A 25,552-nucleotide genomic window follows, 5' to 3' on the forward strand; every position below is an offset into this window, starting at 1 on the left:
TCCCAGCGGGGGGCCCTGTCCCGGGCCCCCCGCGCCCCGGTCCCCTGCCGTGGAACGGCGCGACCGGAGGGTGGTTACACGCTCGGGTGGCGGGGTTCGACCCAGCCCGTCTCGGCCAGCTGGTGCAGGACCTCCTGCACCGCATCCTCCACTGACAGGTCGGTCGTGTCGAGCGTCAGGTCGGCGTCGGTCGGCTTCTCGTACGGGTCGTCCACTCCGGTCATCCCGGTCAGCAGACCGGCGCGGGCGCGCGCGTACAGGCCCTTCCGGTCCCGTTGCTCGCAGATCTCCAGCGGGGTGGAGACGTGGATCAGCAGGAAGCCCGCCCCAGTGGCCAGCGTCATCTTCCGAGCGGCGGCCCGCGCCTGCTCGTAGGGGGCGATCGGGCAGCAGATCGCCACTCCCCGGTGCCGGGCGATCTCGGCGGCCACCCAGCTGATCCGGCGGACGTTCGCGTCCCGATCGGCCTTGCTGAAGCCGAGCCCAGCGGACAGCTCCCGGCGCACGATATCGCCGTCGAGCAGGGTGACCGTCCGTTCGCCCTGCTCCCGGAGGGCATCGGCGAGACCGCGGGCGATGGTGGACTTGCCGGAGCCGGAGAGGCCGGTCAGGAAGATGACCAAGCCTCGGTAGCGGCGGGGTGGGCGGGCGTGCACCAACTCCTTCGCCACCGCCGGCGGAGTGTGCCACTCCGGCAGCGGGAATCCGCGGTCCAGCAGGTCGTCGATCTCGGCCTGGGTCAGCGCCTGCCGCCGGTTGCGCGGTGGGATGTCCTCCCGCCACCGCCACTGCCCATCGCGGTTGTCGTAGGCCAACTCCCGCGGGACCAGCACCCGCAACCCGGCCCCGGAGAGCATCTCGCCGGTGGAGAGCAGATGGGTCACCCCGTACGCCGCCGAGACCCGCGCCCGGAGCAGTGCGTCGCTGATCTCCTCGCGGCGACGGGGCAGCGGAACGGCGATCAGCGTCGCCGGCGGCATCCGGTCCCGGGCGGCGAAGACGCTGCGAACCAGGGCCTCCGGCGGCAGCTCGCCGCCGTCCTCACCGATCGGGATCAGCACCAGCAGGTGGGCGCCGAGGGTACGGGTCGCGTGGGCGATCTGGGCGAGTTGCGGTCGGTGTAGCGGCCGGTCGGCGACCACCCCGAGCACCCGGCCGGGTGGCAGTAGCGAGCGGATCTCCGCCGGGGTGCGGCGTAGCCGCTGGAACGGGCCGTGCCCGCCGTCGCCGAGCCGGCGCACCGGACCACCGACCCCCGTCACCCCGTCGCGGACCGGCCACGCGTCGGCAACCTCCAGCGCGGCCATCGGGGCCCCCTCACCGTCGGTCAGCACCAACGTGCGGCGGGCCGGATCCCGGATGTCGAGCCGCTCGGCGAGGGCCGCCGGCACCTGGAGCGTCACCGGCACCGACCAGGAAGCACCGTCGGTGAGCCGGCCCCGCCGACTCACCGAGACCAGGTCGGCGCGGGTCATGAAGCCGGTCAACGGGGTGTATGCCCCGGTGAGAAGCAGCTCCAGGTCGGCCAGTTCACCCGGGCGGGGCGAGTACGCCGGCGCGTCCCGCAGCACCTCGTCGGGCGGCACCCAACCGTTACTCATGAACCCCCCAAATCACTGTTCGGCACTAGTTTCTCAGCCGACCGGGGGATCGGTCGAGTGCCACTCCAGGAGATGGGGGCGCGGCCGGACTTCAGGCAGTGGCCAAGGGAGCCGCACCGAACGACACCGCGAACCGTTTGCACCAGATTGACACGCTGGTCAGCTTGTCCAGGTCCACCTCGGCTGGGATGTCATACCCCTGGTCACCGCGGTTGCCCTTGAGTCGGCCCAACTCGACCCAGTGGCCGTCGTCGAACACATGCCACCCGGCTTCGCCGGCCCGGACTGGCTGATCGGTCAACCACACCCGCAGGTCGGGGCCGTTGGAGGTGGCCAGGCCGACCAGTTCCAGCCGCAGCTTGCCGTCGGCGGTGCGGATGATCCGGGCGGTGCCGCTGGTGTCGTGTTCGTGGGTGATGAACTCGCCGCTGCGGACGATCGTCGGGCCGGCGTCCGGGTCGGTGTCTTCGTCTGGTGCGGAGCCGTCGTCCGAAGCGGAGCCGTCGTCTGATGTGGAGTCGGCGGGCGATGGCGGCGCTTCGCTGGCCACGACCGCCAGCTCCTCGTTCACCTCGATGTCGGTGACCAGCTTCCACGGCTGGAACCAGTAGAGACCGAAGGCGGTGCCGGCGGCGAGAACGGTGACCGCGACCCAGGTGAGCGGGGCGCGCAGCAGTCTTGAAGCCATGCGTCCAGTCTGCCGGCGGGGGCCGGTAGGGGAATTACCGGAGCCTTACAGCTGCCGCCCCCTACGGGAATGATCAGGGGCGCGTCGGGTGCCGAAAGCGGGCGGCGCCTGCCTAGGCTGGGCGCGTGGCACTCATCGCGACCGAGTCGCTGACCAAAACCTACCGGGGTGGGGTCACCGCGCTGGCCGATCTGACCGTCGTGGTCGAGCCCGGCATCGTCGGTCTCGTCGGCGCGAACGGCGCCGGCAAGTCCACCCTGATCAAGATCATGCTCGGCCTCCTCCCGCCGACCAACGGGCAGGTTCGGGTCCTCGGCCTGGATCCGACCACCCAGCCCGACCAGGTGCGTGCGCGCGTCGGCTACATGCCCGAGCACGAGGCTCTTCCACCCGACCTCTCCGCCGCCGAGTTCGTTACCCACCTCGGCCGGGTCAGCGGCCTGCCGCGGACGGTGGCCCGCGAGCGGGCCAGCGAGGCGCTGCGACACGTCGGGCTCTACGAGGAGCGCTACCGTCCGGTCGGCGGCTACTCGACCGGCATGAAGCAGCGGGTGAAGCTCGCTCAGGCCCTGGTGCACGACCCGGACCTGCTGCTGCTCGACGAGCCCACCAACGGGCTCGACCCGGCCGGGCGGGATGCGATGCTCGCCCTGATCCACCGGATCGGCACCGAGTTCGGCATCTCGGTGGTGGTCTGCTCACACCTGCTCGGCGAGGTCGAGCGGATCTGCGACACGCTGGTCGCCATCGATGGTGGCCGGCTGCTGCGGGCCGACCGGATCGATGCTATGACCTCGGCCACCGACGTGCTCGCCGTGGAGGTCAGCGAGGGCACCGAGGAACTGGCCGCCCGCCTGTCCGCACTGCGGCTGCCGGTCCGCCGAGACGGCCGTCTGCTCCTCGTGGAGCTGGCCGATGACGACACCTACGATCAGATCCTCGGCGCGGTCGCCGAGCTGGACCTGCCGCTGCACCGGTTGGACCAGCGTCGCCACCGGGTGGCCGAGCTGTTCGCCACGAGGGAGCCCAGCCATGTCTGAGTCGACCGGAGTCATTCACGACATCGGCTACCAGCGCTACATGGGCCCCCGCCTCGGCCGAGCTCCGGTGTTCGGCGCGCTCTACCTGCACGGGCTGCGCACGGTTTTCGGCTTCGGCCGCAGCGCCAAGGCGAAGATCTTCCCCTGGCTGGTGGTGGGCATCGTGATCGTGGTCGCCGCCGTGGTCGCCGCCGTCCGGAGCCAGATCGGTCAGGTGGTAATCACATATGCCCAGTTCGCCGACACGATGAGCTGGCTGATCATCTTTTTCGTCGCCGTCGCCGCCCCCGAACTGGTCAGTCGCGATCTGCGTAGCGGAGTGCTGCCGCTGTACTTCTCCCGGCCGCTGGCCCGGTCGGACTATCCGCTGGCCAAGCTCCTCGCCCTGGTCACCGCGCTCTGGTTGTTGCTCGGCGGGCCGCAGCTGGTGATGTTCCTCGGCGCCGCCTTCACCCTCGGGGAGGGGCCGCGGGGGGTCTGGAACGAGCTGCTCGACCTGCTGCCGGGCCTGCTCTACGCCGGTCTCTGGGCAGCGGTCTTCGGCGCGATCGGCCTGTTGATCGCCGCGTTGACCGGAAAGCGGGCGTTCGCCGCCGGCGGGATCGTCGCGGTCTTCCTGATGACCACGCCGATCGTCGGCATCCTCGCCATCCTGCCCTCGCAGACAATCAATGAGCTGGCCTTCCTCGCCTCCCCGATGACCATGGTCAACGGCGTGGGCACCTGGGCGCTCGGGGACCTGCTCTTCGAGGGCGGGGATGGGTTGCCCATCGGTGGGTTCGGCCCGCTCTACGCCCTCGCGGCCGTGCTGCTCGTGGCCGGCTGTGTCGTCCTCCTGTTGGCCCGCTACCGGAAGGTGGCCACCCGATGAGCGTGACCAGTGTGGAGCCGAGGTCGACGCCCGCGCCCACGGGCAGCCGGCTGGAGCTGGCGGGCGTCTCCCGCTGGTACGGCAACGTGGTCGCCGTCAACGATGTCAGCATGAGCCTGGGTCCGGGGGTCACCGGGCTGCTCGGGCCCAACGGTGCGGGCAAGACGACGCTGCTGCACATGATGGCCGGCTTCCTCGCGCCGTCGCGTGGCGCGGTGACCCTGGACGGGGCGCCCACCTGGCGAAATCCCGAGGTCTACCGGCGACTGGGCCTGGTCAGTGAACGGGAGGCGGTGCACACCTTCCTCACCGCGTACGAGTTCGTGCTGGCTAGTGCACGGCTGCACCGGCTACCGGAACCCGCGGAGGCCGCTCGCCGGGCAATCGCCCTGGTCGAGCTGGAGGGGGCGCAGTCCCGCCGGATCGGCACGTACTCCAAGGGCATGCGACAGCGGGCGCGGGTGGCGGCGGCCCTGGTCCATGACCCGCAGGTGCTGCTGCTCGACGAGCCGTTCAACGGGATGGACCCACGACAGCGGCTACACATGATGGACCTGCTGCACCGCCTCGGCGGCGCCGGGCGCACCATCCTGTTCAGCTCGCACATCCTGGAGGAGGTCGAGCAGCTCTCCGGCACGGTGCAGGTGATGGTCGCCGGCCGGCTCGCCGCCTCCGGCGACTTCCGAACGATCCGTCGGCTGATGACCAACCGGCCGCACGTCTTCGCGGTTCGGTCCACCGATGACCGGGCGCTCGCCGTGGCGCTGATGGCGGAGCCATCGGTGACCGGCGTGGAGCTGGGCCAGGCCGGGCTGACCGTGCGGGTGAGCGACTACGGCGCCTTCACCCGGGCGCTGCCCAAGATCGCTCCGGCCCGGGGGATCCGGGTGCGGCAGCTGGTGCCCGAGGACGAGTCCCTGGAGAGCGTATTCTCCTACCTGGTGGAGGCCTGACCCATGTCGACTGTTTCCTGGATCACCGCCCGGGGGTTGTTGGGGCGGCGCCGCTTCCTGCTGCTGTTCCCACTACCGGTGCTGCTGGTTCTGCTCGCGGTGCTCTCCCGCGCGCTGGGGGTGGACCCCAGCGACTGGGGGCCGTCGGTGTTGGTCGGCCTCGGGTTGGCCGTGGTGCTGCCGGTGATCGCGCTGATCGTCGGGACCGGCGTGCTCGGCGCGGAGATCGACGACGGCACCGTGGTGCACATCCTCACCAAGCCATTGCCGCGCTGGCAGATCGTGCTGCCGAAGCTGGCGGTGGCGGCCGGGGTCACCGCGGTCACCGTCGCCGTGCCGCTGTATGTGGCCGGTGTGCTCGCCAGCTCGGTCCGGGTCGGTCTGGCGCTCGCCGCCGCAGCCTCCATCGGCGCGGTGGCCTACTGCGCGTTCTTCCTCGCGCTCAGCCTGGTCACGCGCCGCCCGGTGCTGCTCGGGCTGGTCTACGTGCTGATCTGGGAGGGGCTGCTCGGCAACTTCGTCAGCGGGACGAAGGTGCTCTCCATCCAGCAGTACGTGATCGCGCTCGCCGACCGGTTCGCCCCGACCGAGCTGCTCGCCACCGATGTCTCGGTGCCGGTCGCGGCGGTGATGAGCACGCTGATCGCGGTCGGTTTCACCGCCTTGGCAGTCGATCGGCTCCGGTCGTTCAGCGTGGCTGGTGAAACCAGCTGAGGGCAGCCAGCGGCCCCACCAGCGGGTCGCTGGCGGGGTGATCCGGACAGTGCGGGTTAGGGTGATTCGTCCAAAGCTTGGCAGCCGCAGGCGATGTGGTGCTGCGCGCCGATTCGCTCGCTGCTGAGCCAGCCGCGTTGGCCGACCTCGATGCCGAGAGCCAGTCGCCCCGCGACTCCGAGAGTCCGGGTAAGTCGGTCGAGGTGCCGGCGTAGCGTGCGTTCGCTGATGTGCAGCTCCCGCGCGGCGGCGGCGTCATCCTTACCGGAGGCCTTGGACCTCAGGATGGCGATCTGCAGCGACGTTGGGCTGAAATCTGTCTTTGACATGGGTCCTGCGGCCCTTCCCCCGTGGCGCGGCCCCCGGTTGCCCGGAGGCAGCCCAAGGGGTCGAACCATCATCGGGGCCCCTACCCTGCCTGTCAACAGGCCTACCAAATGACCGGATCCGGTCAACTGGGCGGAGCAGGCCTTGATCGGTCGATAGCTAGCCTTCGATGCGGCTGCCCAGTGGTTGGCGGCGAGGCGCGCACCTCGGTGCGGCGGGGGCTATCAGCGGCACGATCGTGGTGGACGGCCGCGAGGTGACATCGCTGCGGGGCCGGGAGTTGGCTGCGTATCGACGCACCATCGGCTTCGTCACCACGGCGAAGACAACAATCATGATCGCCACGCACGACGAGGGGCTGGCGGACCGCTCGGACCAGATCGTTCAGGTCCGGGACGGCAAGGTGGTCAGCGCCGTCGGGCCCGGTGTCGCCTGACCTTCCCCTCCCGCTCAAGTCAGGGATTCCAGCCACTGGCGGTGCAGCGCGGCGTACCGCCCGTCGTTGTGGACCAGGCGCGCCGGTGGACCGTCCTCGACGATCCGCCCCGACTCCAGCACCACCACCCGGTCGGCGATCTCGACGGTGGAGAGTCGGTGCGCGATCACCAGCGCGGTACGGTCCCGCAGAATGGTGGCCAGAGCCCGCTGGACCGCTCGTTCGGTCGGGACATCGAGGGACGAGGTCGCCTCGTCGAGGATCAGCACCGCCGGGTCGGCCAGGAACACCCGAGCGAACGCGACGAGCTGCCGCTGACCGGCCGAGAGCCGGCTGCCGCGGCGATGCACCTGGGTGGCGTACCCGTCGGGCAGCGCGGTGATGAATTCGTCCGCGCCGATCGCCTTCGCCGCCGCCGCCACCGCTGCGTCGTCGGCGTCCGGCCGGCCGAAGCGGATGTTCTCCGCGACCGTACCGCCGAAGAGGTGGGTTTCCTGCGTGACCAGGACGAGCGCCTGCCGTAGATCGGCGTCGGCGAGGTCCCGCAGGTCCACGCCCCCCACCGAAACGGTGCCCGTGTTCGGGTCGTGGAAACGGGCGAGCAGCTTGGCGATGGTCGACTTGCCGGCACCGGTCGGCCCGATCAGCGCGACGGTCTGTCCAGTCGGGATGTCCAGATCCAGTCCACGCAGGATCGGGGACTGCGGGTAGTACCCGAAGGAGACCGAGCGGAAGCTGACCGCACCGCGCCCGGCTTCGGCGGCCGGCAGCGGCACCGGGCGGGCCGGCTCCGGTACCTCAGGTCGCTCGTCCAGCACCCCGGCGAGCTTCTCCAGTGCCGCGGTGGCCGACTGCAGCGAGTTGTAGAACTGGCTCAGCTCCTGCATCGGCTCAAAGAACCGACGCAGGTAGAGCAGGAAGGCGGCGAGCACCCCGACCTCGGCGTGACCGTTCAGGACGCGCCACCCGCCGTAGCAGAGCACCGCCGCGATGGTGACGTTGCCGATCAGCTTGACCCCGGGCGAGTAGGTGGCGATCAGCTGGAACGCGTGCAGGCTGGCCCGTCGGTAGTCGTCATTGACCCGGGTGAAGATCCGTTGGTTGCGCGGCTCGCGGCGGAACGCCTGCACCGCCCGGATCCCCCGTAGCGACTCGACGGTGTGCACGATAACCAGGGCAATGGTGTCCCGGGTCCACCGATACGCCACGGCCGAGGTGCGGGCGAACCAGCGGGACAGCCAGAACAGGAACGGAAACGCCAGCAGCGTCACGGCGGCCAGCGGGAGGTCCAGCCAGAGCAGGATCGCGGCCACCGACAGGATCGACAGGGCGGCGAGGACCAGGCTGTCGATGCCACCGCCGACCAACTCGCCGATGGAGTCCAGGTCGCTGGTGAGCCGCGAGACCATCCGCCCGGAGGTGTACCGCTCGTGGAAGGTCACCGACAGGCGTAGAAAGTGCCCGTACACCCGGCGTCGGAGGTCGAGGAGCACAGCCTGACCGATTCGGGCGGAGAGGACGAGGAAGCCGCGGCGGGCGGTGTACTCGGCGACCGTGGCGACGACGAACGCGGCCGCGATGTACGTCAACGGCCCGGTGTCACCGGCCCGCAGCGGCGGAATGGCCCGGTCGATGCCGAGCATCACCAGATACGGCCCGGCCATGCCCGCCGTGTTCTGGATGAGCAGCAGCGCGACGGCGACGGCGAGCTGGCGGCGGTGCGGGCGGATCAGGTTGCGCAGCAGCACCCGGCTGCGGGCGCGCAGCCGGGCCACCGCCGCCGGATCGGTGTCCTCGGCCCGGCTGCGGTCGGCGTCCGGGTCGACCGCGATGCCGCGCCAGTTCTCCTGGGCCGGCCGCGGTCGCGGCACGGGGACGGCCGATGGCGGGGCACCGCCCGGATGGTCGCCGTCGGTCACGAGCGCACCAGGCCGTTGGGGGTGGGATCGCCCGCCGGTGGCTCTGGTTCGGCCGAGAGCAGGGCACGGTACGCCGGCACGGTGGCGAGCAGGTCGGAGTGCCGGCCCAGCGCGGTGATCCGGCCGGCCTCCAGCAGGGCGACCCGGTCGGCGAGCGCGATCGTGGCCGGTCGGTGCACCACGACCAGCGTTGTCGTGTCGGGGAGGGCCCGGCGTAGCGCCGTCTCGACCAGCGCCTCGGTGTGCACGTCGAGGGCGGACAGGGGGTCGTCGAGCAGGAGCAGGGCGGGGCGGCTGAGCACCGTCCGGGCGAGCGCGAGCCGTTGCCGCTGCCCGCCGGAGAGGGACAGGCCCTGCTCGCCGACCCGAGTCGTCAACCCCCACGGCAGGTCGTAGGCGAAGGTGGCCTGCGCCAGCGTGAGCGCGGCCCGGACCTCCTCGTCACCGGCGTCGGGCCGGCCCAGGGTTACGTTCTCCCACACCGACATGGAGAAGAGCGTCGGCTCCTCGAAGGCCACCCCGACCAGCCGGCGCAGCGTCACCAGCTGCAGGTGCCGTACGTCGTACCCATCGATGGTGATGTGGCCGCCGGTCACGTCGTGCAGCCGGGGCACCAGCGACAGCAGGGTGCTCTTGCCGGAGCCGGTCGCGCCGACCAGCGCCACCGTCTCGCCCGGCTCGATGGTGAGGTCAATCTCCCGCAGCACGGGTTCGCGGGCACCCGGGTACCGAAACGAGACACCCGAGAACCGCAACCGACCGCGGATCTGGGCGCGGGGTGGGGCGGCGGCGTCGGGAGCATCCAGGATCGCGGGCGGGGTGTCCAACACCTCCAGGATTCGGTCGGCCGCGGTCGCGGCCTCCTGTCCGCCGGCGATGATCCACCCCAGGCCCTGCACCGGCCAGATCAGCAGGAGTTGCAGGCTGACGAAGGCCACCAGCTCGCCGATGGTGAGCGTGCCGGCCGCGGCGGCGCCAGTGCCAGCGACGAGGACGACGCCCAGGGTGAGGTTCGGCACCAGGTCAAGTCGGGCGGAGGTGTCGGCGAGCAGTCGTCCCTTGCCGACCGCCGTGTCGTGTAGTGCTCGGGAGCTGACGGCGAACCGGGCGGCCAGCTCCGGCCCGCGCCCGTACGCCTTCGCCGTGCGTAGCCCCTGCGCGGTCTCCTCGACCAGCGTGGCCAGGTCGCCCTGCTGGTCCTGCATCCGCCGGGAGGCGGCGTGGTACGCGCGGGCGAACCGCCGGGCGAGGAGGAACAGCGGGACGGCGCTGACCGCCACGGCCAGGCCCAGCACGGCGTGCAGCCGGATCAGCAGCGCCACCACCACGGTGTACGTGACCAGGTTCAGGGCGAGGAAGAGCAGGCCGAAGGAGAGGAACCGACGGATCGCCGAAAGGTCGGTGGTGATCCGGGAGAGGAGCTGACCGGACTGCCACCGGTCGTGGAAGCTGGCCGGCAACCGTTGCAGGTGGGCGTAGATGTCGGCTCGGATCGCCGTCTCGATCCCCAGCGAGGAGGAGGACTGCACCCAGCGACGGATGAAGATCAGCACTGCCTCGGCGAGCCCGAAGAGCAGCGCCAGGCCGGCGAGCCGGAACAGCCCGGCCGGATCCTGCCGGGCGACCGGGCCGTCCACCACCCGCTGGGCCACCAGCGGTACGGCGATCCCCGCCGCCATGGCGGCCAGGCCGGCGAGGAAGAGCCAGGCGAACTCCGGCGCGTAGGGGCGCAGGTAGTGCCGCAGCCGCCAGAGGCTGTCAAGCGGGTGTCGGCCCGTGGTGGGGCCCGGATAGCCGTCAACCTCCGCGGGCACTACCCGACGTTACGTCTTTTAGGACCGTCGCCGGTGTCAGCTTGCTGTCAACTGACGCTCATGACTCAGCAGCCACTTCTTCACATCCAGCCCCCAGCGGTAGCCGCCGAGCGTTCCGTCGGTGCGCAGCACCCGGTGACAGGGGACAAAGAGTGCGGCGGCGTTCCGGGCACAGGCCGCCGCGGCGGCCCGGACCGCTGCTGGGCGACCGGCCAGCCCGGCGAGCTCGGTGTAGGTGACCGGATCGCCTGGCTTCAGGTCCCGCAGCACATCCCAGGCGTGGGCCAGGAACGCGCCGTCGGTGTGCTGCTCGACCGGAACCCCGTCAACCGCGGTCAGCTCCCCATCCAGGTACGCCGTGACGGCGGCGGTGACCGGGCCGAGGTCGCGTCGTTGGCGCAACGGGGCGCGCAGGCGTGGGTCGACCAGGGCGAGCAGGGCGGGCAGGTCGGTGGTGAAGCCGGCGGCTCGGACCGCCCCGTCCGGTCCGGCGAGGATGCCGAGCGGGCCGGCCGGGGTGTCGGCGACGGTGGCGTCGATCATGTTCATGCTGCTCTCCAGAGTCGGCTCATCGTGTACGAGCGCCAGGGGCGCCAGCGGTCGGCGTACGAGTGCAAGGTGTGCGGGCTGGTGGGGAGGCCGAGGGCGGCGGCGCCCCGGCGGACGGCCACATCGGTGGGAAGCAGGACGTCCGGGTCGCCGAGCGCGCGGAGCGCGACGTAGTCCGCGGTCCACACCCCGATCCCGGGCAGGGCCAGCAGCCGCTGCCGGGTTTCCTGTCGATCCCCACCCGGCTCCAGGTCAACCTCCCCGCCGGCCACCGCCGTCGCGAGCCGACGTAGCGTCTCCCGGCGGGCGGCCGGCATCCGGAAGGCCGAGTCCGGCGCGGCAAGCACCTCCTCGGCCGCGGGGAACCCGGACAGCCCGCCGCCTCCCGCCTCGGGCACCGGGGTGGGCAGCTGGCTCAGGAGCCGGGTGAGGGTGGTACGGGCGGAGGCCACCGAGATCTGCTGGCCGACGACCGCGCGGACGGCCACCTCGAAGCCGTCGACCGTGCGGGGCACCCGGACCCCGGGTTCCGCCGTGACCATCGGGGCCAGCGCGGGATCGGTGGCCAGGGCGGCGTCCACCGCGGCGGGATCGGCGTCGAGGTCGAGCAGCCGGCGGCACCGGGCCACCGCCGGCGCCAGGTCCCGCAGGTCGGTCAGGCGCAGCGTCGCCACCACGTGCCGCTCCGTCGGGGTCAGTGCCGCCGTGCCGGTGCCATGGGGTAGCCGCAGCCCCCGGTGGTAGGTGCCGGCGCGTACCTCGTCCACCCCGGGCAGTGTCCGCGGGGCGAGGAAGTCCAGCAGCGCCCCGATGTGCAGTGGGGGGCGGTAGGCCAGCCGTACCGTGATCGTGCCGGGTCCCGCGGGTGCCGTTGGACGATGCCGGGTGGCCCGCAGCTCGGACGGCGGGACGGCGTAGACCTCGCGGAGGGTGTCGTTGAACTGCCGCACGCTGCCGAACCCGGCGGCGAACGCGATCTCCGCCATCCCGAGGTCGGTGGACTCGATCAGGGTCCGCGCGGTCTGCGCGCGCTGTGCTCGGGCCAGCGCGAGCGGGCCGGCACCCAGTTCGGTGCGGAGCAGCCGGTGCAGGTGCCGCTCGGTGTAGCCGAGCCGCGCCGCCAGACCGGGTACCCCGTCGCGGTCGACCACGCCGTCGGCGATCAGCCGCATGGCGCGGCTCACCAGGTCCGCCCGGAGATCCCACTGTGGTGAACCGGGGGTCGCATCCGGCCGGCATCGGCGGCAGGCCCGCAGCCCGGCCCCCTGCGCCGCGGCAGCAGACGGGAAGAATCGGACATTCCTTCGCTTCGGGGTAGTCGCCGGACAGGATGGCCGACAGTAGATGCCGGTGGAGAGCACACCGGTGTAGAACCAGCCGTCGAACCGCTGGTCGCGGCTGTCAACGGCCCGATAGCACCGTTCAAAGTCCAGGTCCACGCAACGATGATGCCTCCGTCCGGGCCGGCCGGCTGGCGGGAATCGGACGCCGGCGTACCGCAGGGGTGCCCGGGGCAGGAACGGTCGGTCCTGGTCGGTACCGTCTCGCACACCAGGTCACGGGAGAAGGGGCGCGGCGATGGCGAGCGGGGCGGGCGGGCAGGCGTCGACACGGGACGGGCACCCGCCGCTGGATCCGGCGGTCACGCAGGGCTTCTTCACCCGCATGCGGGTGGTCGCCCCGGCAGCGGTCGGAGCGCTGGACCGGGACCGTGTCGAAAGCCTGGAGCGGGCGTTCGAGGACACGGCCAGCGGCCGGCTCGTCCGCTCGCTGGACGACGACCGGCTCCGTGCCCTCGGCATGTGGGTGCACCACTGGTGCGTGCGCTTCTACGACGATGACACCCGCGCGGCGCTGCGGCTGCTCGGCGAGATCGCTGCCCGGCCGGGGCTGGGGTGGACGGCAGACGAGGTTCGCTGGATGCTCCGTGAGTCGCATGCGGTCGGGCCGGCGGCCGACGCGCGCTTCACCCTGCCCCTCGCCGCCGCCGCCGAACTGCCCCCGGAAACGCCGCGGATCGAGCCGGTCATTCCCCGCCAGGCCCGCCCCCGGGACTGACCGAGGCCGCCCTCGGGCAGGATGGGCGATGCACCCGACGGAAAGGGACGACCGTGGCCGCCACCGAACCCACCATCCTCGCCACCAGCATGGGCATCTTCGCGCCGGGACGCCCCGGCCAGCCCCGGCGGATCAACCCGGTCTTCGACCTGGCCGCCGACCTGGCCGGCGCAGCGGAACCGCGGATCTGCTTCCTCAACCAGGCCGAGGGGGACCAGCCGGCCACGCTGACCCGGGTCTACGAGGGGTTCGCCGGCAGCCGGTTCCGGATGTCCCACCTGGCCCTGTTTCCGATGCCCAACATCGAGGACGTGCGGGCGCACCTGCGGGCGCAGGACGTGATCTGGGTTGGCGGCGGCAGCGTGGCGAACCTCGTGGCGGTGTGGCGGGTGCACGGGCTCGACGAGATTCTGCGGGAGTGCTGGGAGGCCGGGGTCGTGTTGGGCGGGGTGTCCGCCGGCTCGATCTGCTGGCACTCCGGTGGCGCCACCGACAGCTTCGGGACCACCCTGCGGGGCTTCACCGACGGCTTGGGCTGGCTGCCGTACGGCAACGGGGTGCACTACGACAGTGAAGACCAGCGGCGCCCGTTGATGCACCGGCTGGTCGGCGACGGCACACTGTCCACCAGCCGGTGCACCGACGACGGCGTCGGTCTGCTCTATCGGGGCGAGCGGCTGGTCGAGGCGGTCGCGGACCGGCCGGGCGTGTCGGCGTACGAGGTCAGTCGCGGCCCGGACGACAGCATCCGGGAGACCCCCATCGGCCCCCGCCTGCTGGACTGAGCCGGCGACAGGAATCGTCGGCCAGGTGCCGGTGGTCAACTGGCGGCGGCGTAAGCTGGCTCGTCGTGAGTCTCACCATCGGCATCGTCGGCCTGCCCAACGTCGGCAAGAGCACCCTCTTCAACGCGCTGACCAAGAATGACGTGCTCGCGGCGAACTACCCCTTCGCCACCATCGAGCCCAACGTCGGTGTGGTCGGCCTGCCGGACGAGCGGCTGGGCAAGCTCGCCGAGATCTTCGAGTCGCAGAAGGTGATCCCCGCGCCGGTGTCGTTCGTCGACATCGCCGGGCTGGTCCGGGGCGCCTCGAAGGGCCAGGGGCGGGGCAACGCGTTCCTCGCCAACATTCGGGACGCCGCCGCGATCTGCCAGGTGGTCCGCGCCTTCTCCGACCCGAACGTCGTGCACGTCGACGGCAAGATCGCCCCGGCGGATGACATCGAGACGATCAACACCGAGCTGATCCTCGCCGACCTGCAGACGCTGGAGCGGGCGATTCCCCGGCTGGAGAAGGAGGCCAAGCTCCGCAAGGACCGGGCCGCCGCCGTGACCGCCGCCAAGGCCGCCGTGGAGGTGCTCGACAACGGCACCACCCTGTACGCGGGCGCGGCCGCCGCCGGTGTCGCGCTGGAGCATCTGCGCGAGCTGCACCTGCTGACCACCAAGCCCTTCCTGTACGTCTTCAACGTCGACGAGGCCGAGCTGGCCAACGCCGAGTTCCTCGACGAGTTGCGGGCCCTGGTCGCCCCCGCCGAGGCCGTCTTCATGGACGCGAAGATCGAATCGGAACTGGTGGACCTGCCCGAGGAGGAGGCCCGCGAGCTACTGGAGTCGATCGGGCAGGCCGAGCCCGGACTGGACCAGCTCGTCCGGGTCGGCTTCCGTACGCTGGGGCTCCAGACCTACCTCACCGCCGGCCCCAAGGAGGCGCGGGCCTGGACCGTGCCGGTCGGGGCGAGCGCACCGGAGGCCGCCGGGGTCATCCACACCGACTTCCAACGCGGCTTCATCAAGGCGGAAGTCGTCTCCTACGACGATCTCCTCGACGCCGGGTCGATGAGCGCCGCGAAGGCGGTGGGCAAGGTCCGCATTGAGGGCAAGGACTACATCATGCAGGACGGCGACGTGGTGGAGTTCCGCTTCAACGTCTGAGTTAAGCGTTGCCGTGCGAGTACCGTTCACCTGGTTGAATCCGGCTGGTAGGTCAGTGCCTGGTGTCGGAGGGCTGCTCCGGTGGCGGGGCAGGGGTGAGCCAGGCGAGGGGCTGTCCGTTGAGGGCGGCGTCGGCGAGGCGGTGGGCGCTGATGGTCTTGAGCGCCGCGCGTGAGCTGTCGATCCAGCGTTGGACGTTGTTGATGCCCTGGTGGCGGTATTCGACGGCTTGGACGAGGCATTCCAGTTTGTCGGCGTCGCGGGCGACGATGGCCTCGGGCGTCTCGCCGGCTTCGTACTCGGCGACGGCGGCGGTGATCAGGTCAGCGACGGCTGGTGGGCCGGCGGCGACTTGGTCGGCGGTGACGGTGGTGTTGGGTGCGGCGGTGAGGTAGCGCTTGGCGATGTGGGGGATGTCGGTGATCCGGGTTTCCTGGGTGTCGTGCAGGACGCACAGCATCGACACCCGGGCCGGGTCGGCGCCTTCCATGGCGGCGAGCATCAAACCGATCAGCGCGGTGCGGAACGAGTGGTCGGCGATGGACTCGGGCTGCTTGACGCCGGCGAACCACCAGCCGGTGCGGGCGGCGCGTTTGAGGACGCCGGCTTCGAAGATGAAGTTCATGGCTCCGTCGGCGTTGTGGTCGTCGGTCATCGGTCCGTCCTTGTGCTGGTGATTCCGTCTGCGCGCAGGCTGTAGACGATAGAGGTTAGTTCCTGTCGGGACTGTGGACAGATGCGGTCGCTGTCCAGGATGCGGGTGCTGCGCTCGAGGAGCATGCGGCCCTGAGCGGGGTTGTCGAGAGTGAGGCCGCGTCGCACGGCGAGCAGCGCCGAGATGTTGTGGATGTTGAGATCGATAGAGGGATGCGTTGGGTTGAGGCGCAGGACCAGGTGCCGTAAGAGGACCGAGCCGTGCCAGTCTGCGAGCGGTGCCGGCATGAAGGAGTCGTCGCACTGGCGGTACGGGATCTCCCCGACCCAGTAGGCCGAGTAGTTGAGGGCTGCTCGCTGGCAGGCATCGTCCGGATGCGCGTGGGCGAGGAGGTCCCGCAACGGTTCCGGGTCGCCCTGGTTGCCAGGGACGTGACCACGGAGCGGGCGTCGGGCCACAGCGGTGACCAGGTGCGGAACGTGATCGCCCGGCGGGCGCGGGTGCTGGTCTGAGCGCGCCATGCGGCCGTGGTCCTAGTGGGGTCCACACCCTGAAAGCACTGTCGGTGAGCGGGCAACGCTCCTGAGGTCGTCCATCTGGTCATGGTCGTTGACCAGCCCCTCGGGGTGAACCCTGACCGATTTCATGGTCATCTACCGATGACCCGGGTAACTTTTCACCCCTAGCGTCGGTCGGGCATGGACACCGGCATGTTAGGGAGGACGCCCCATGGACAGAGCCGACCGATGAGCCGGCGCCGGCTCGCTGCCGCGGCCACCGTCGTCGGACTGGTCGCCGCTGGTCTCACCGTCACCGGCGGCACCGCCGTCGCGAACGGCGATGGCTACTCGGCCTTGATCCAGCGTGCGTCGTACGGCGTACCGCACATCACCGCCCGCAATTTCGCCAGCCTCGGCTTCGGCGCCGGCTACGTGCAAGCCGAGGACAACGTCTGCCTGATCGCGGAACAGATGGTGACGGTTCGCGCCGAGCGGTCCCGTTGGTTCGGCGCGGAGGCCAGCAACGTCAGCAGCGACCTCTTCCATCAGAAGGCCATCGACGACCAGGTCGCCGAGCGGCTGCTCGACGGTCCGCGCGACGGCGTCCGTGCACCGTCCAGACAGGTGCGCGACCAAGTCCGGGGCTTTGCCGCCGGCTACAACGCGTACCTTCGTGACGGGAAGGCGATCACCGACCCCGCCTGTGCCGGGAAGGAGTGGGTACGCCCGATCAGTGAGTTGGACATGTGGCGAATGCACTGGGCCACGATGGTCTTGGTCAGCTCTGGTGCCCTTGCCGACGGTATCGTCGCCGCCGCGCCCCCCACCGCCAGCGGGAACAGCGCGCCGGCGAGCGCCCCGCCAGCGGAAGCGGTCACCGGCTCGGAGGGTGCGGCGACCGATTTGGGCAGCAACGCGTACGGCTTGGGGCGGGACGCCACCACCAGCGGCGCCGGCATGTTGCTGGCCAATCCGCACTTCCCGTGGGACGGCACCGAGCGCTTCTACCGGATGCATCTCAAGGTGCCCGGCCGGTACGACGTCGAGGGCGCGGCACTGGTCGGTGACCCGCTCGTCCAGATCGGCCACAACGGCAGGGTCGCCTGGAGCCACACCGTCTCCACCGCCCAGCGATTTGTCTGGCACCGGCTGGACCTGGTGCCCGGTGACCCGACCAGCTACCGCTACGACGGCCAGCCCCGGAAGATGACCGCCAGTACGGTCACCATTCAGACTCCCGAGGGGCCGATCAGCCGCACCCTCTACGACACCCACTTCGGTCCGGTCGTCGTGGTGCCCGGTCAGTTCGACTGGACCGACACCACGGCGTACGCGATCACTGACGCCAATGCCACCAACAACCGTGCCCTCGATGGCTGGCTGGCCATGGGACAGGCTCGGTCGGTGGGTGAGTTGCGGACGGTGTTGGACGAGCGGCAGTTCCTGCCCTGGGTCAACGTCATCGCCGTTGACCGCCGCGGCCAGGCCCTCTACGCCGACCACTCCGTCGTGCCCCGGGTGACCGACTCCCTGGCCGCCGCCTGCATTCCGGCCCCCTTCCAACCCGTGTACGCGAGCACCGGCCAGGCTGTCCTCGACGGTTCCCGCTCCTCGTGCGAGTTGGGTCGGGATCCGGACGCCGCGGTACCCGGCATCCTTGGCCCAGCCAACCTGCCCACCCTGGTCCGCAGTGACTATGTGACCAACTCCAATGACAGCTACTGGCTGGCGAATCCGGAACATCCGTTGGAGGGCTACCCGCGCATCGTCGGCGCCGAGCAGACCCAGCGCAGCCTGCGGACCCGGCTCGGTGTGCATCAGGTGCAGCAGCGCCGCACCGGCACCGATGGACTTCCCGGGAGGGGCTTCACCACCAGCAATCTGTGGGACGTGACGCTCGGCAACCGGGTCTACGGCGGTGAACTGGTCCGCGACGACCTGGTCCGGAGCTGCGAGGCGGCGCCGACGGCGACCACCTCCGACGGCGCCACCGTCGACCTGACCGAAGCTTGCGCGGCCCTGCGCGGTTGGGATCTGCGGGTTGATCTGGACAGCCGCGGCGCGCATCTGTTCACCGAGTTCGTTGGGGCCGGTGGCCTGCGCTTCGCCGACCCGTTCGACCCGACCGCCCCGCTGAGCACGCCGAGCCGGCTTGCCGTCGACGACCCGAAGGTGCGGACCGCTCTCGCGGACGCCGTCCAGAAGCTGGACGGCATCCCGCTCGACGCCCGGCTCGGCGACATCCAGACCGAGCCGCGGGGCGCCGAACAGATCCCGATCCACGGTGGGCATCACGATGTCGGCGCCTTCAACATGACCATCAGTGGGTTTGCGCCCGGAGTCGGCTACCCCAAGATCTTGCACGGCACCTCGTTCCTGATGGCCGTCGAGCTGGGTCGCGACGGGCCGTCGGGCCGGCAGATCCTCACCTACTCGCAGTCGGCCAACCCGAATTCGCCCTGGTACGCCGATCAGACCCGGCTGTATTCGGGCAAGGGTTGGGACACCATCAAATTTACGCAGCGCCAGCTCCGAGCCGACCCGAACCTGGTCACGTACCGGGTGGGGGAGCGGCGCGACTGACCGCATCCGGTGGCCGGTGGGCCTGCCCACCGGCCACCGGCCGCATGCCGTCGTCCACGGCCAAGTCACCGCCCATCGAGGCTCCACCTGGCCAGGACCTGGAGGGCGACGATGCGCTCGCGGATGAACGAGAGTGCCTATCTGCGAAATTCGCTGATGCCGGGACGCTAGATGGAGTTGGGTTCGTCCATGAGCTTCATGCTGGGCACTCCGAGGGCTGACGAGCTGCCATCAGCGGCCGAGGCGCTCAAGCGGTGGCAGCTCGACGAGGGAGCGCTGCAACTGCACTCCGGCGATCTCGGCTGGCACTCGCAAAACGGTGCGAGGCTACCGCCGCCGCGACCCTTCGCGACCTGGGTTCGTCCAGCGCGGGCGGGTGCGTGCAGAGCTCCAACGCCGGTGCCATGGCCACCTACGCCTCGGCCGGCCTCACTCCGTCCGCCGAGGTGACTGATCTGCGTCGCGGTCCTCGGTGAACTTCGGGCGAGGCCCGGTCTAGCTTTCGCGGTCGAGGGCGCCAGCCGGACGGCCTGGGTGGCCGCCAGCTGGCACTGGGAGATCAGAGGTACTGCGTGTTGGGCTCCAGACCGCAGAGGACGCGGCCGTATAGCTCGTAGTTGGTGTTCGGGTGCATCAGCGCGTGCATGTTCAGCGTCTGTACGTCCCGGTCGATGCGTTGGATGGGGACGTCGCTGTAGATCGAGCTGCCGCCGCTGGCCGTCCGCAGCACTCCGACCGCCTCCTTGGTGAGGTCGAAGACACGGCCCAGGCTTACCCGGGCGAGCGCCCGCTCGTGGACGGTCCACGAATCACCAGCGACGCTCTTGCCGTCCACCAGGTCTGCCAGCCGCCGTGCGTGGAACTCCGCTTCCTCGAGTTTGAGGGACGCCCCGGCAACCTGGAAGTGGGTCAGCGGGGCCTCCCGCTGGCTGTCATAGCTCGTGTAAGTGATCTTGCGTTCGGGGAGTTGTTCCAGGAAGCCCTCCAATGCGGCCTTCCCGAGGCCGATGGCGCTGCCGGTGAAGCTGCTACAGCCGATCGCCATCATCGGCTGCCGGTACAGGCCGTGCTCGGCGTTGGTCCGCGAGGCGTACTGCTCGGTCAGTACGGCGGGCATCGGAATGATCCGCTCCTGAGGGACGAACACCCCCTGGGCGACGACGGTCACGCTGCCGGTGCCCCGGAGCCCGGCGGTGTGCCAGTCGTCCACGATCTCCAGGTCAGACATCGGCACCAGGCCCAGTACCGGCCATTGGGTGCCGTCGGGTGCGGGGCCGAGGGCGATGATCGCCTGCCACTGGCTGTGCAGGGCGCCGCTGACGAAACGCCACTGGCCGTTGACGGTGAAGCCCCCGCTGGTGGGCTCGGCCACCGCCGAGGGCGTCAGCACGCCGCACACCCGCGTGTCCGGTGAGCTGAACACCTCGTCCTGGACCTCGTCCGGGAAGAGGCATGCCAACCAACTGCTGATTGACCACACCGACGCCGTCCAGGCGGTGGATCCGTCCCCGCGGCTGAGCTCACGGAGCACGTAGAGCACGGTGCGCGCATCGCTCTGGTAGCCGCCGTAGCGGTGCGGGATGCGCATCCGCAGCACGCCGGACGCGGTCAGTGCCTCAAGTACCTCGTCGTGTAGACGCCGGTGCTCCTCGTGCCACAGCGCGTGCTTTCGAAGGATCGGGATGAGCCCGGATGCGCGGCTTACGAGGTCCGGCTGAGTTGGAGCCTGGGTTTCCAATACCGTGTCCCTCCTCGAGTGCGGGTCGCCGATCGTCGCGGCCCACCGACGAACCGGGCTACGCCTCGGCAAACCCAGCCTCCGCCATCCTGTCTGGATGATGCAGATCGGGACGGCGCGGACCCGGTGGCTGCGACCATTCGAATCTGTCAATTTTGCGGCGACCTTGCATCTCTTGACATGCGCTCCCGCCGGCACCACCGGGTCGTCGCCGGCCGTGCGGGTGGCCTGATCGCACTTCTCGGAACGCTGCCGTGGGCAGGCGGTTGACTGCACGACGGCATGGGCATTCGCTGCGTCGCCCGGGCCGGGCGATCGGGGTAGCGGCGGTCGAGCAAGACAACCAGGTAGGTCGATGGTGCCTGGCTGCTGGGCAGTAGCTTATGTCAATGCAGCCCGCCCCGCCGCCGCAGCGGTGATCCGCCCGGTCTCGTTCAGCCACCGGACGGTGTCCGTCATGGTCCGAGTCAAGGGCTGGCCTTCGTCACCGAGCAAGCTGGAGGTCCGGCGGTTATCGACCGGGCGGCTGACCGCGCAGGCGTAGACCGCTCCGTACTGGGCAGGAATGCGTGCGGGGATCAGACGCTGCGCTGCGCTGGCCAGTGCGGTGACGGGCAACATGAGCCCGACGGGCAGGTGGATGGCGGGCAGCCGGCGACCGGTGACCTCCCGCAAGATAGCGAGGTACTTTCGGGTCGTGACGTAATGGCCGGGGGCGAGGAACCGGCGGGGTCCCTGCCCGGGCTCCAACACCGCGGTGTGCAGGCGGGCCACGTCCCGGACGTCACCGATGGGGAAGCCGCCGGTCGGCCACATCGGCATCAGGCCCCGCAGCGTGTCCCGGACCCGCGTCACCTGGTCGCCGAGATGTGGGTCGGCCGGTCCCAACGTAGCCAGCGGATAGGTGATCACGACTGGGGCTCCCTCGTCCTGATGCCGCCGGGCGACGAGTTCCGCGGCGACCTTGCTTGCCAAGTATGTCTCTCGGGGCTTGGCGGCGGGGGAGTCCACAGTGATTGTGCCCTCGGGCCCGGGTGCCAAGGCGCCGAAGGTCGACACATGCACGATCGGATCGAGACGGGCCGTGCGCGCCGCCCGCAGCACCACTTCGGTCCCCCGTACGTTGGCGTCCCACATGCCTCGGTGTCGTCGGCTGTCGAAACTGTAGCGACCCGCTAGATGCACCACCGCGTCGCAGCCGTCGGCAGCTCGGGCGACCACCTCGGGATCCGTGACGTCGCCCCGCACCTGCCGCACGGCGGCCGGGTCGATGTCGAGCGGCCCCAACGCGGCGGCCACCCCTCCCCTTCCCCGAACCAGGAGCCGGACTCGGTGTCCGGCCCGAACCAGCGCGGCGGTGGTGTGCGAACCGAGATAACCGGTGCCCCCGGTAAGCAGGATCAGCATCGCTCAATCTTGTGGCATCGATCAGTGCTGGACGGCTTCCACCGTGCGCAAAGCCCGGTGACGCCTGGATAGGCCACCCCTGCGGTGCGGGTGGCCGCCCGCTGGGCGACCACCCGCTCGCGTACCGCCTGGTGCCCGACCCGCTGGCCGCCGAAGCGCGCCGGCGCCGAGACCGCTCGTCGTGGTTTGAGGCCCGGCCTCACATCACCGTCGTTCGGTAGAGCAACCGACGGTGCTCCTTGTGGTCGCACGGGGTGCGGGTGTGCATGGTCGCCTGGTTGTCCCAGATCACCAGGTCGCCTTGGTGCCATCGGTGCCGGTAGAGGTACCGGTCCGCGGTGGCGTGCCGCAGCAGACGGTCCAGCAGGGCACTGCTGTCGGCCTCGGCCAGCCCGACCACCCCACTGATGATCATGCTGCCGAGCAGTAGTGACCGCCGTCCGGTGACCGGGTGGACTCGGACCAGCGGATGCGCCACGTCGGGCATCCGCTCCCGCTCCTCGGGAGTCAGCGGGGCTTTGTGCGGGTTGGTCCTGCGCTCCGTCTCGACCAGGTAGTTCATCGAGTGCACCGCGCGCAGGCTCTCGACTTCTCGCTTCAGCGACTCGGGCAGCTCGTCGTAGGCCACGGTGGAGTCGGCAAAGAGGGTGTCGCCTCCCTCCGCCGGGGCGATCTCGGAATATAGCAATGACGCCCTGCTCATCACGGTCTTCCACGAGTAGTCCGTGTGCCATTCGATCTGGTCGTCGCCGTCGTAGAGCCCGATCGGCTTGCCGTTCTGGAAGATGTTGCTGATCTTCAGCACCTCCGGGAACTCGGGCACGACATACTGTCGGACCGGGTAGACGTCGAGCGGACCGAAGATCCGGCTGAACCGCACGTGCTCCTCGTGCCCCAGCTTCTGACCGGGCAGCACCAGCAGCCGGTGCTCGGTCAGATCATCAATCAGGCGGCGTGCCGATCCCTGGTCGAGCCGATCCCGCAGGTCCAGACCGGTGATCCTCGCCCCGAAGGTCGCACCCAGTTTCTCCAGCTGGTAGGACGACATCAACATTCTCCTCGCTCATCGGGGTGGTCAGAGCCTCTTCCATTCCCGGTCCGGTTCGTGCACCGCCGTAGCCAGTAGTCGGCAATATTCCGAAACCCAGTCCGCCACCGTCTGTCGGTCGAATTCTTCCGGGTTGAACTGCACGGTCCCGATCAGTTCCCCGGTGCGGAGCACCGCCATCGTCCAGGCGGCCCCTCCGGGAATCTCTGCGCTGACGGTCTCGGTCTTGTACACCTCGGCCGACTGCTCGCTGAGCCGTATCGAGTCGCCGTCGAAAGGAGACTGGGAAAATCCGAAGATGAAATCGCAGTTGCGGGGATCGTGCAACGGTTGCATCAGTTCGGGGATCTGTTGCTCGACGTGTTGGATGGGAACCTCGTGGCTGTACGCGCCCAGGCAGGTCGACCGGGTGCGCCGGACGATGTCGCGGAAGCTCTCGCCGGAGTCAATGCAGGTGCGTAGGGCCAGAAAGTTGAGGAACGGTCCCACCGTGTTCTCGAACTGCCGCTGTCCGCGACCGTGGATGACCGTGTTGATCGTTAGGTCGGTGGTGCCGCGGATCCGGTGGGCCAGCACGTTGAACGCCGTCAGCATCACCATGAACGTCGAACACCGTATGGATTCCGCCAGGCCGGCCGCGGCCGAGACCAGGTCCGCGTCGAGGCGGAAGTCATACGCCTGGTACGGAATGGAGTGGGTGGGCGGGATCGGTCGGTCGGTCGGCAGGGTGAAGATGTGCGCTCCGCGCAGCTGTTTGTGCCAGTACGCGTACGCCTCCACCGCACGAGGGCCCGTGAAGAACTCCTGCTGCCAGACCGCGTACTCCCGGTACTGGCGTACTGGCGGCAGCTCGGGTGGCTGTCCGGTGGTCCGCGCTGCGTAGCAGGCCGCCAGATCCCGCAAGATCAGCTGTACCGACCAGCCGTCGCAGGCGGTGTGATGGGTGACCAAGCTGAGCACGCTGTCCCGGTCGTCGAACCGGGCGAGGACGGCTCGCAGCAGCGGCAGTTCGTGCACGTCCAGGCTGCTGGACTCGGCCTCGGTGAGCAACTGCTCGGCGAGCCGGTCCCGGTCCGGGCCCGGCTCGGTCGGTAGTTCCCGCACCACCAACGGCACCCGGCTCGGTGGATGTACCTGTAGGTACGGTGGGTCGGCGTCGCGCACGAGCACCGTCCGCAGTTGCTCGTGGCGCGCCACAACGTCGTCCAGGGCGGCCTGTAGCGCTGCCCCATCGAGCGTTCCGGTGACCCGGACCGCCTTGGCCACCACGAAGCGTGGCCCGAACGACCCGGCTTGCTCGCCTGAGCACCACAGCGTCTGGGGGTACGACAGCGGGAACCTGTCTCGGGGGCCGGGTGAGGGGCGGGTGAACACGCGCCCTACCGGTCCAGAGCAGCGGCGAAGGAGCGCAGGTCCTGGACGAAGAGGTCGGGTTCCTCCAAGGCCGGGAAGTGGCCGCCCCGGTCGAATTCGCTCCACTGCACAATGTTTGGAAAGTTCGGCTCGGCGATCCGGCGGACCGGCAGGCACGCGTCGTGCGCGTAGGCCGCGACGCCCAGCGGCACCGGGTGCGGGGGTGCCGCAGGTGGCGGCGTCGGCGCGAGGGGCAGCATATCGGCCATCTCGTAGTAGAGCTGGGCGGACGATCCGGCGGTGCCGGTCAGCCAGTAGATGGAGATGTTGGTCAGCAACTGGTCGCGGGCTACCGAGTCCTCGGGAGACTTCACCGCCCCGGTCCACTCGAAGAACTTCTCGGTGATCCATGCGAGCTGCCCGACCGGGGAGTCGGTCAGCCCATAGGACAGCGTCTGCGGCCGGGTGCCCTGGATGTGCATGTAGCCGGAGCGGTTTTGGACGAACCTCGCCATCTGGTTGACCCGGCCGAGGTCCCGATCGTCGAGGGTGGCCATCGCGGTCGGGTCGCCGGAGGGCGGGGTCAACAGAAATGTGACGTGCGCGCCGGCCACGTATTCCGGCTGCATCGCGGCCAGCGCCAGTGAGACCCACACGCCCAGGTCACCGCCGTGCGCGGCGTACCGGTCGTAGCCGAGCCGGCGCATCAGCTCGCCCCAGGCCGCCGCGATCCGGTCGATGCTCCAGCCGGGCTCCCGGGTCGGCCCGGAGAATCCGAAGCCTGGCAACGAGGGGATGACCAAGTGGAACGCCCGCGCCGGATCGCCACCATGGCGGCGCGGGTCACTCAATGGGCCGATCACGTCGAGGTACTCCGCGACTGAGCTCGGCCAGCCGTGCGTGATGACCAGCGGTAGTGCGTCCGGTTCGGGGGAGCGCACGTGCAGGAAGTGCACGTCGGTACCGTCGATCTCGGTGACGAACTGCGGGTGTTGGTTGAGCCGCGCCTCGGCGTCGCGCCAGTTGTAGCCGGTGCGCCAGTAGTCGGCCAGCTCCTTGAGGTATTCCAGCGGCACCCCCCGGTCCCAGCCAACCCCGGGCAGTTCGGCCGGCCAGCGGGTGTTGTCCAGTCGACGGTGCAGGTCGTCGAGGGTCGCTTGCGGGACGGCAATACGGAAAGGACGCATCTGATACTCCTTATCCCAGCTGCCGACGACCTCACGGGACGCGTGAGGCGCCCAGCTCCGAGTGATTCCTCCGCGATAGGCCCGGTGGTGGGGGCGAGTTCGTCCACCAGACCGGGGCACATGCCGGGTCGGCCTGGTGGTGTCGCCTACGCTCGGGAATCGAAGGGTGTCGCAG

General features: G+C 70.1%; 22 protein-coding genes and 1 pseudogene. 9 read left to right on the plus strand and 14 right to left on the minus strand.

Annotation, left to right across the window (positions count from 1 at the left end):
• Positions 1-74 precede the first annotated feature (74 nt).
• Positions 75-1,601, minus strand: coding sequence for an adenylyl-sulfate kinase (cysC, locus tag K228_RS0100865; RefSeq protein WP_025616699.1), 1,527 nt, complete (start codon positions 1,599-1,601; stop codon positions 75-77).
• A 91-nt stretch (positions 1,602-1,692) separates the two neighbouring features.
• Positions 1,693-2,289, minus strand: a complete 597-nt coding sequence (locus K228_RS0100870) for a DM13 domain-containing protein (RefSeq protein ID WP_025616700.1) — start codon at positions 2,287-2,289, stop codon at positions 1,693-1,695.
• 125 nt (positions 2,290-2,414) lie between these two features.
• On the opposite strand from K228_RS0100870, the gene K228_RS0100875 reads away from it, so the two are divergent.
• From K228_RS0100875 to K228_RS0100890, 4 genes are read left to right on the plus strand one after another with little or no spacing between them, the layout of a single operon-like run.
• The gene (locus K228_RS0100875; protein ID WP_025616701.1) at positions 2,415-3,329 is read left to right on the plus strand and encodes an ABC transporter ATP-binding protein; all 915 of its coding nucleotides are present in this window, start codon (positions 2,415-2,417) and stop codon (positions 3,327-3,329) included.
• A complete protein-coding gene (locus K228_RS0100880) occupies positions 3,322-4,200 on the plus strand; it encodes an ABC transporter permease (protein ID WP_025616702.1) in 879 nt (292 codons plus the stop codon). The genes K228_RS0100875 and K228_RS0100880 overlap by 8 nt, the downstream gene beginning before the upstream one ends.
• Positions 4,197-5,153 carry an ABC transporter ATP-binding protein gene (locus tag K228_RS0100885; protein WP_025616703.1) on the plus strand — a complete coding sequence of 319 codons (957 nt, stop codon included), beginning with the start codon at positions 4,197-4,199 and terminating at the stop codon, positions 5,151-5,153. The genes K228_RS0100880 and K228_RS0100885 overlap by 4 nt, the downstream gene beginning before the upstream one ends.
• Before the next feature lie 3 nt (positions 5,154-5,156).
• A complete protein-coding gene (locus K228_RS0100890; RefSeq protein ID WP_025616704.1) occupies positions 5,157-5,867 on the plus strand; it encodes an ABC transporter permease in 711 nt (236 codons plus the stop codon).
• Positions 5,868-5,923: 56 nt separating this feature from the next.
• On the opposite strand, the gene K228_RS0100895 is transcribed toward K228_RS0100890, so the two are convergent.
• Positions 5,924-6,196: a LuxR C-terminal-related transcriptional regulator gene (locus K228_RS0100895; RefSeq protein WP_025616705.1), complete on the minus strand. Its 273-nt coding sequence runs from the start codon at positions 6,194-6,196 to the stop codon at positions 5,924-5,926.
• A gap of 167 nt (positions 6,197-6,363) precedes the next feature.
• Here K228_RS0100895 and K228_RS0100900 point away from each other — a divergent pair, with 167 nt between their 5' ends.
• Positions 6,364-6,630, plus strand: a complete 267-nt coding sequence (locus K228_RS0100900) for a hypothetical protein (protein WP_025616706.1) — start codon at positions 6,364-6,366, stop codon at positions 6,628-6,630.
• Between the two features lie 14 nt (positions 6,631-6,644).
• On the opposite strand, the gene K228_RS0100905 is transcribed toward K228_RS0100900, so the two are convergent.
• The 4 genes from K228_RS0100905 to K228_RS0100920 are packed head-to-tail and all read right to left on the minus strand — an operon-like array spanning position 6,645 to position 12,351.
• Positions 6,645-8,549: an ABC transporter ATP-binding protein gene (locus tag K228_RS0100905; protein ID WP_025616707.1), complete on the minus strand. Its 1,905-nt coding sequence runs from the start codon at positions 8,547-8,549 to the stop codon at positions 6,645-6,647.
• Positions 8,546-10,363, minus strand: coding sequence for an ABC transporter ATP-binding protein (locus tag K228_RS0100910; RefSeq protein WP_025616708.1), 1,818 nt, complete (start codon positions 10,361-10,363; stop codon positions 8,546-8,548). Before K228_RS0100910 ends, K228_RS0100905 begins: the two co-directional genes overlap by 4 nt.
• Before the next feature lie 36 nt (positions 10,364-10,399).
• The gene (locus tag K228_RS0100915; RefSeq protein ID WP_025616709.1) at positions 10,400-10,912 is read right to left on the minus strand and encodes a methylated-DNA--[protein]-cysteine S-methyltransferase; all 513 of its coding nucleotides are present in this window, start codon (positions 10,910-10,912) and stop codon (positions 10,400-10,402) included.
• Positions 10,909-12,351, minus strand: a complete 1,443-nt coding sequence (locus tag K228_RS0100920; RefSeq protein ID WP_025616710.1) for an AlkA N-terminal domain-containing protein — start codon at positions 12,349-12,351, stop codon at positions 10,909-10,911. The genes K228_RS0100915 and K228_RS0100920 overlap by 4 nt, the downstream gene beginning before the upstream one ends.
• 139 nt (positions 12,352-12,490) lie before the next feature.
• Here K228_RS0100920 and K228_RS0100925 point away from each other — a divergent pair, with 139 nt between their 5' ends.
• The 3 genes from K228_RS0100925 to ychF all read left to right on the plus strand — a co-directional run bounded on the left by K228_RS0100925 (position 12,491) and on the right by ychF (position 14,906).
• Positions 12,491-12,970, plus strand: coding sequence for a hypothetical protein (locus K228_RS0100925; protein WP_025616711.1), 480 nt, complete (start codon positions 12,491-12,493; stop codon positions 12,968-12,970).
• Positions 12,971-13,023: 53 nt separating this feature from the next.
• On the plus strand, positions 13,024-13,755 hold the full coding sequence (locus K228_RS0100930) for a Type 1 glutamine amidotransferase-like domain-containing protein (RefSeq protein WP_025616712.1): 732 nt from the start codon (positions 13,024-13,026) through the stop codon (positions 13,753-13,755).
• A 65-nt stretch (positions 13,756-13,820) separates the two neighbouring features.
• Positions 13,821-14,906 carry a redox-regulated ATPase YchF gene (gene ychF / locus K228_RS0100935; protein ID WP_025616713.1) on the plus strand — a complete coding sequence of 362 codons (1,086 nt, stop codon included), beginning with the start codon at positions 13,821-13,823 and terminating at the stop codon, positions 14,904-14,906.
• Between the two features lie 52 nt (positions 14,907-14,958).
• On the opposite strand, the gene K228_RS0100940 is transcribed toward ychF, so the two are convergent.
• A complete protein-coding gene (locus tag K228_RS0100940; protein ID WP_025616714.1) occupies positions 14,959-15,561 on the minus strand; it encodes an HD domain-containing protein in 603 nt (200 codons plus the stop codon).
• A pseudogene (locus K228_RS25245) lies at positions 15,558-16,129 on the minus strand (transcriptional regulator); the annotation flags it as partial. The gene K228_RS0100940 and the pseudogene K228_RS25245, both read right to left, overlap by 4 nt.
• A 178-nt stretch (positions 16,130-16,307) precedes the next feature.
• Here K228_RS25245 and K228_RS0100950 point away from each other — a divergent pair.
• Positions 16,308-18,644, plus strand: a complete 2,337-nt coding sequence (locus tag K228_RS0100950; protein ID WP_025616715.1) for an acylase — start codon at positions 16,308-16,310, stop codon at positions 18,642-18,644.
• A gap of 559 nt (positions 18,645-19,203) precedes the next feature.
• Here the strand turns inward: K228_RS0100950 and K228_RS0100955 are convergent.
• The 5 genes from K228_RS0100955 to K228_RS0100975 all read right to left on the minus strand — a co-directional run bounded on the left by K228_RS0100955 (position 19,204) and on the right by K228_RS0100975 (position 25,377).
• Positions 19,204-20,382, minus strand: a complete 1,179-nt coding sequence (locus tag K228_RS0100955; RefSeq protein ID WP_025616716.1) for an acyl-CoA dehydrogenase family protein — start codon at positions 20,380-20,382, stop codon at positions 19,204-19,206.
• A gap of 381 nt (positions 20,383-20,763) precedes the next feature.
• Positions 20,764-21,789: an NAD-dependent epimerase/dehydratase family protein gene (locus K228_RS0100960; RefSeq protein WP_025616717.1), complete on the minus strand. Its 1,026-nt coding sequence runs from the start codon at positions 21,787-21,789 to the stop codon at positions 20,764-20,766.
• A gap of 199 nt (positions 21,790-21,988) precedes the next feature.
• Complete coding sequence (locus K228_RS0100965) at positions 21,989-22,837, minus strand: TauD/TfdA dioxygenase family protein (RefSeq protein ID WP_188116145.1); 849 nt, start codon at positions 22,835-22,837, stop codon at positions 21,989-21,991.
• A 27-nt stretch (positions 22,838-22,864) separates the two neighbouring features.
• The gene (locus K228_RS0100970) at positions 22,865-24,316 is read right to left on the minus strand and encodes a condensation domain-containing protein (protein WP_080671502.1); all 1,452 of its coding nucleotides are present in this window, start codon (positions 24,314-24,316) and stop codon (positions 22,865-22,867) included.
• A complete protein-coding gene (locus K228_RS0100975) occupies positions 24,217-25,377 on the minus strand; it encodes an epoxide hydrolase family protein (RefSeq protein ID WP_025616720.1) in 1,161 nt (386 codons plus the stop codon). The genes K228_RS0100970 and K228_RS0100975 overlap by 100 nt, the downstream gene beginning before the upstream one ends.
• Positions 25,378-25,552: the final 175 nt, after the last annotated feature.

The organism is Salinispora cortesiana, from assembly GCF_000484695.1.
Lineage (GTDB): Bacteria > Actinomycetota > Actinomycetes > Mycobacteriales > Micromonosporaceae > Micromonospora > Micromonospora cortesiana.

Excerpts from the sequence above, each read along its gene's own strand:
- cysC (WP_025616699.1), bottom strand. The coding sequence starts at position 1,601 with ATGAGTAACGGTTGGGTGCCGCCCGACGAGGTGCTGCGGGACGCGCCG.
- K228_RS0100870 (WP_025616700.1), bottom strand. The coding sequence starts at position 2,289 with ATGGCTTCAAGACTGCTGCGCGCCCCGCTCACCTGGGTCGCGGTCACC.
- K228_RS0100880 (WP_025616702.1), top strand. The coding sequence starts at position 3,322 with ATGTCTGAGTCGACCGGAGTCATTCACGACATCGGCTACCAGCGCTAC.
- K228_RS0100885 (WP_025616703.1), top strand. The coding sequence starts at position 4,197 with ATGAGCGTGACCAGTGTGGAGCCGAGGTCGACGCCCGCGCCCACGGGC.
- K228_RS0100890 (WP_025616704.1), top strand. The coding sequence starts at position 5,157 with ATGTCGACTGTTTCCTGGATCACCGCCCGGGGGTTGTTGGGGCGGCGC.
- K228_RS0100895 (WP_025616705.1), bottom strand. The coding sequence starts at position 6,196 with ATGTCAAAGACAGATTTCAGCCCAACGTCGCTGCAGATCGCCATCCTG.
- K228_RS0100900 (WP_025616706.1), top strand. The coding sequence starts at position 6,364 with ATGCGGCTGCCCAGTGGTTGGCGGCGAGGCGCGCACCTCGGTGCGGCG.
- K228_RS0100915 (WP_025616709.1), bottom strand. The coding sequence starts at position 10,912 with ATGAACATGATCGACGCCACCGTCGCCGACACCCCGGCCGGCCCGCTC.
- K228_RS0100925 (WP_025616711.1), top strand. The coding sequence starts at position 12,491 with ATGGCGAGCGGGGCGGGCGGGCAGGCGTCGACACGGGACGGGCACCCG.
- K228_RS0100940 (WP_025616714.1), bottom strand. The coding sequence starts at position 15,561 with ATGACCGACGACCACAACGCCGACGGAGCCATGAACTTCATCTTCGAA.
- K228_RS0100950 (WP_025616715.1), top strand. The coding sequence starts at position 16,308 with ATGAGCCGGCGCCGGCTCGCTGCCGCGGCCACCGTCGTCGGACTGGTC.
- K228_RS0100960 (WP_025616717.1), bottom strand. The coding sequence starts at position 21,789 with ATGCTGATCCTGCTTACCGGGGGCACCGGTTATCTCGGTTCGCACACC.
- K228_RS0100965 (WP_188116145.1), bottom strand. The coding sequence starts at position 22,837 with ATGTCGTCCTACCAGCTGGAGAAACTGGGTGCGACCTTCGGGGCGAGG.
- K228_RS0100975 (WP_025616720.1), bottom strand. The coding sequence starts at position 25,377 with ATGCGTCCTTTCCGTATTGCCGTCCCGCAAGCGACCCTCGACGACCTG.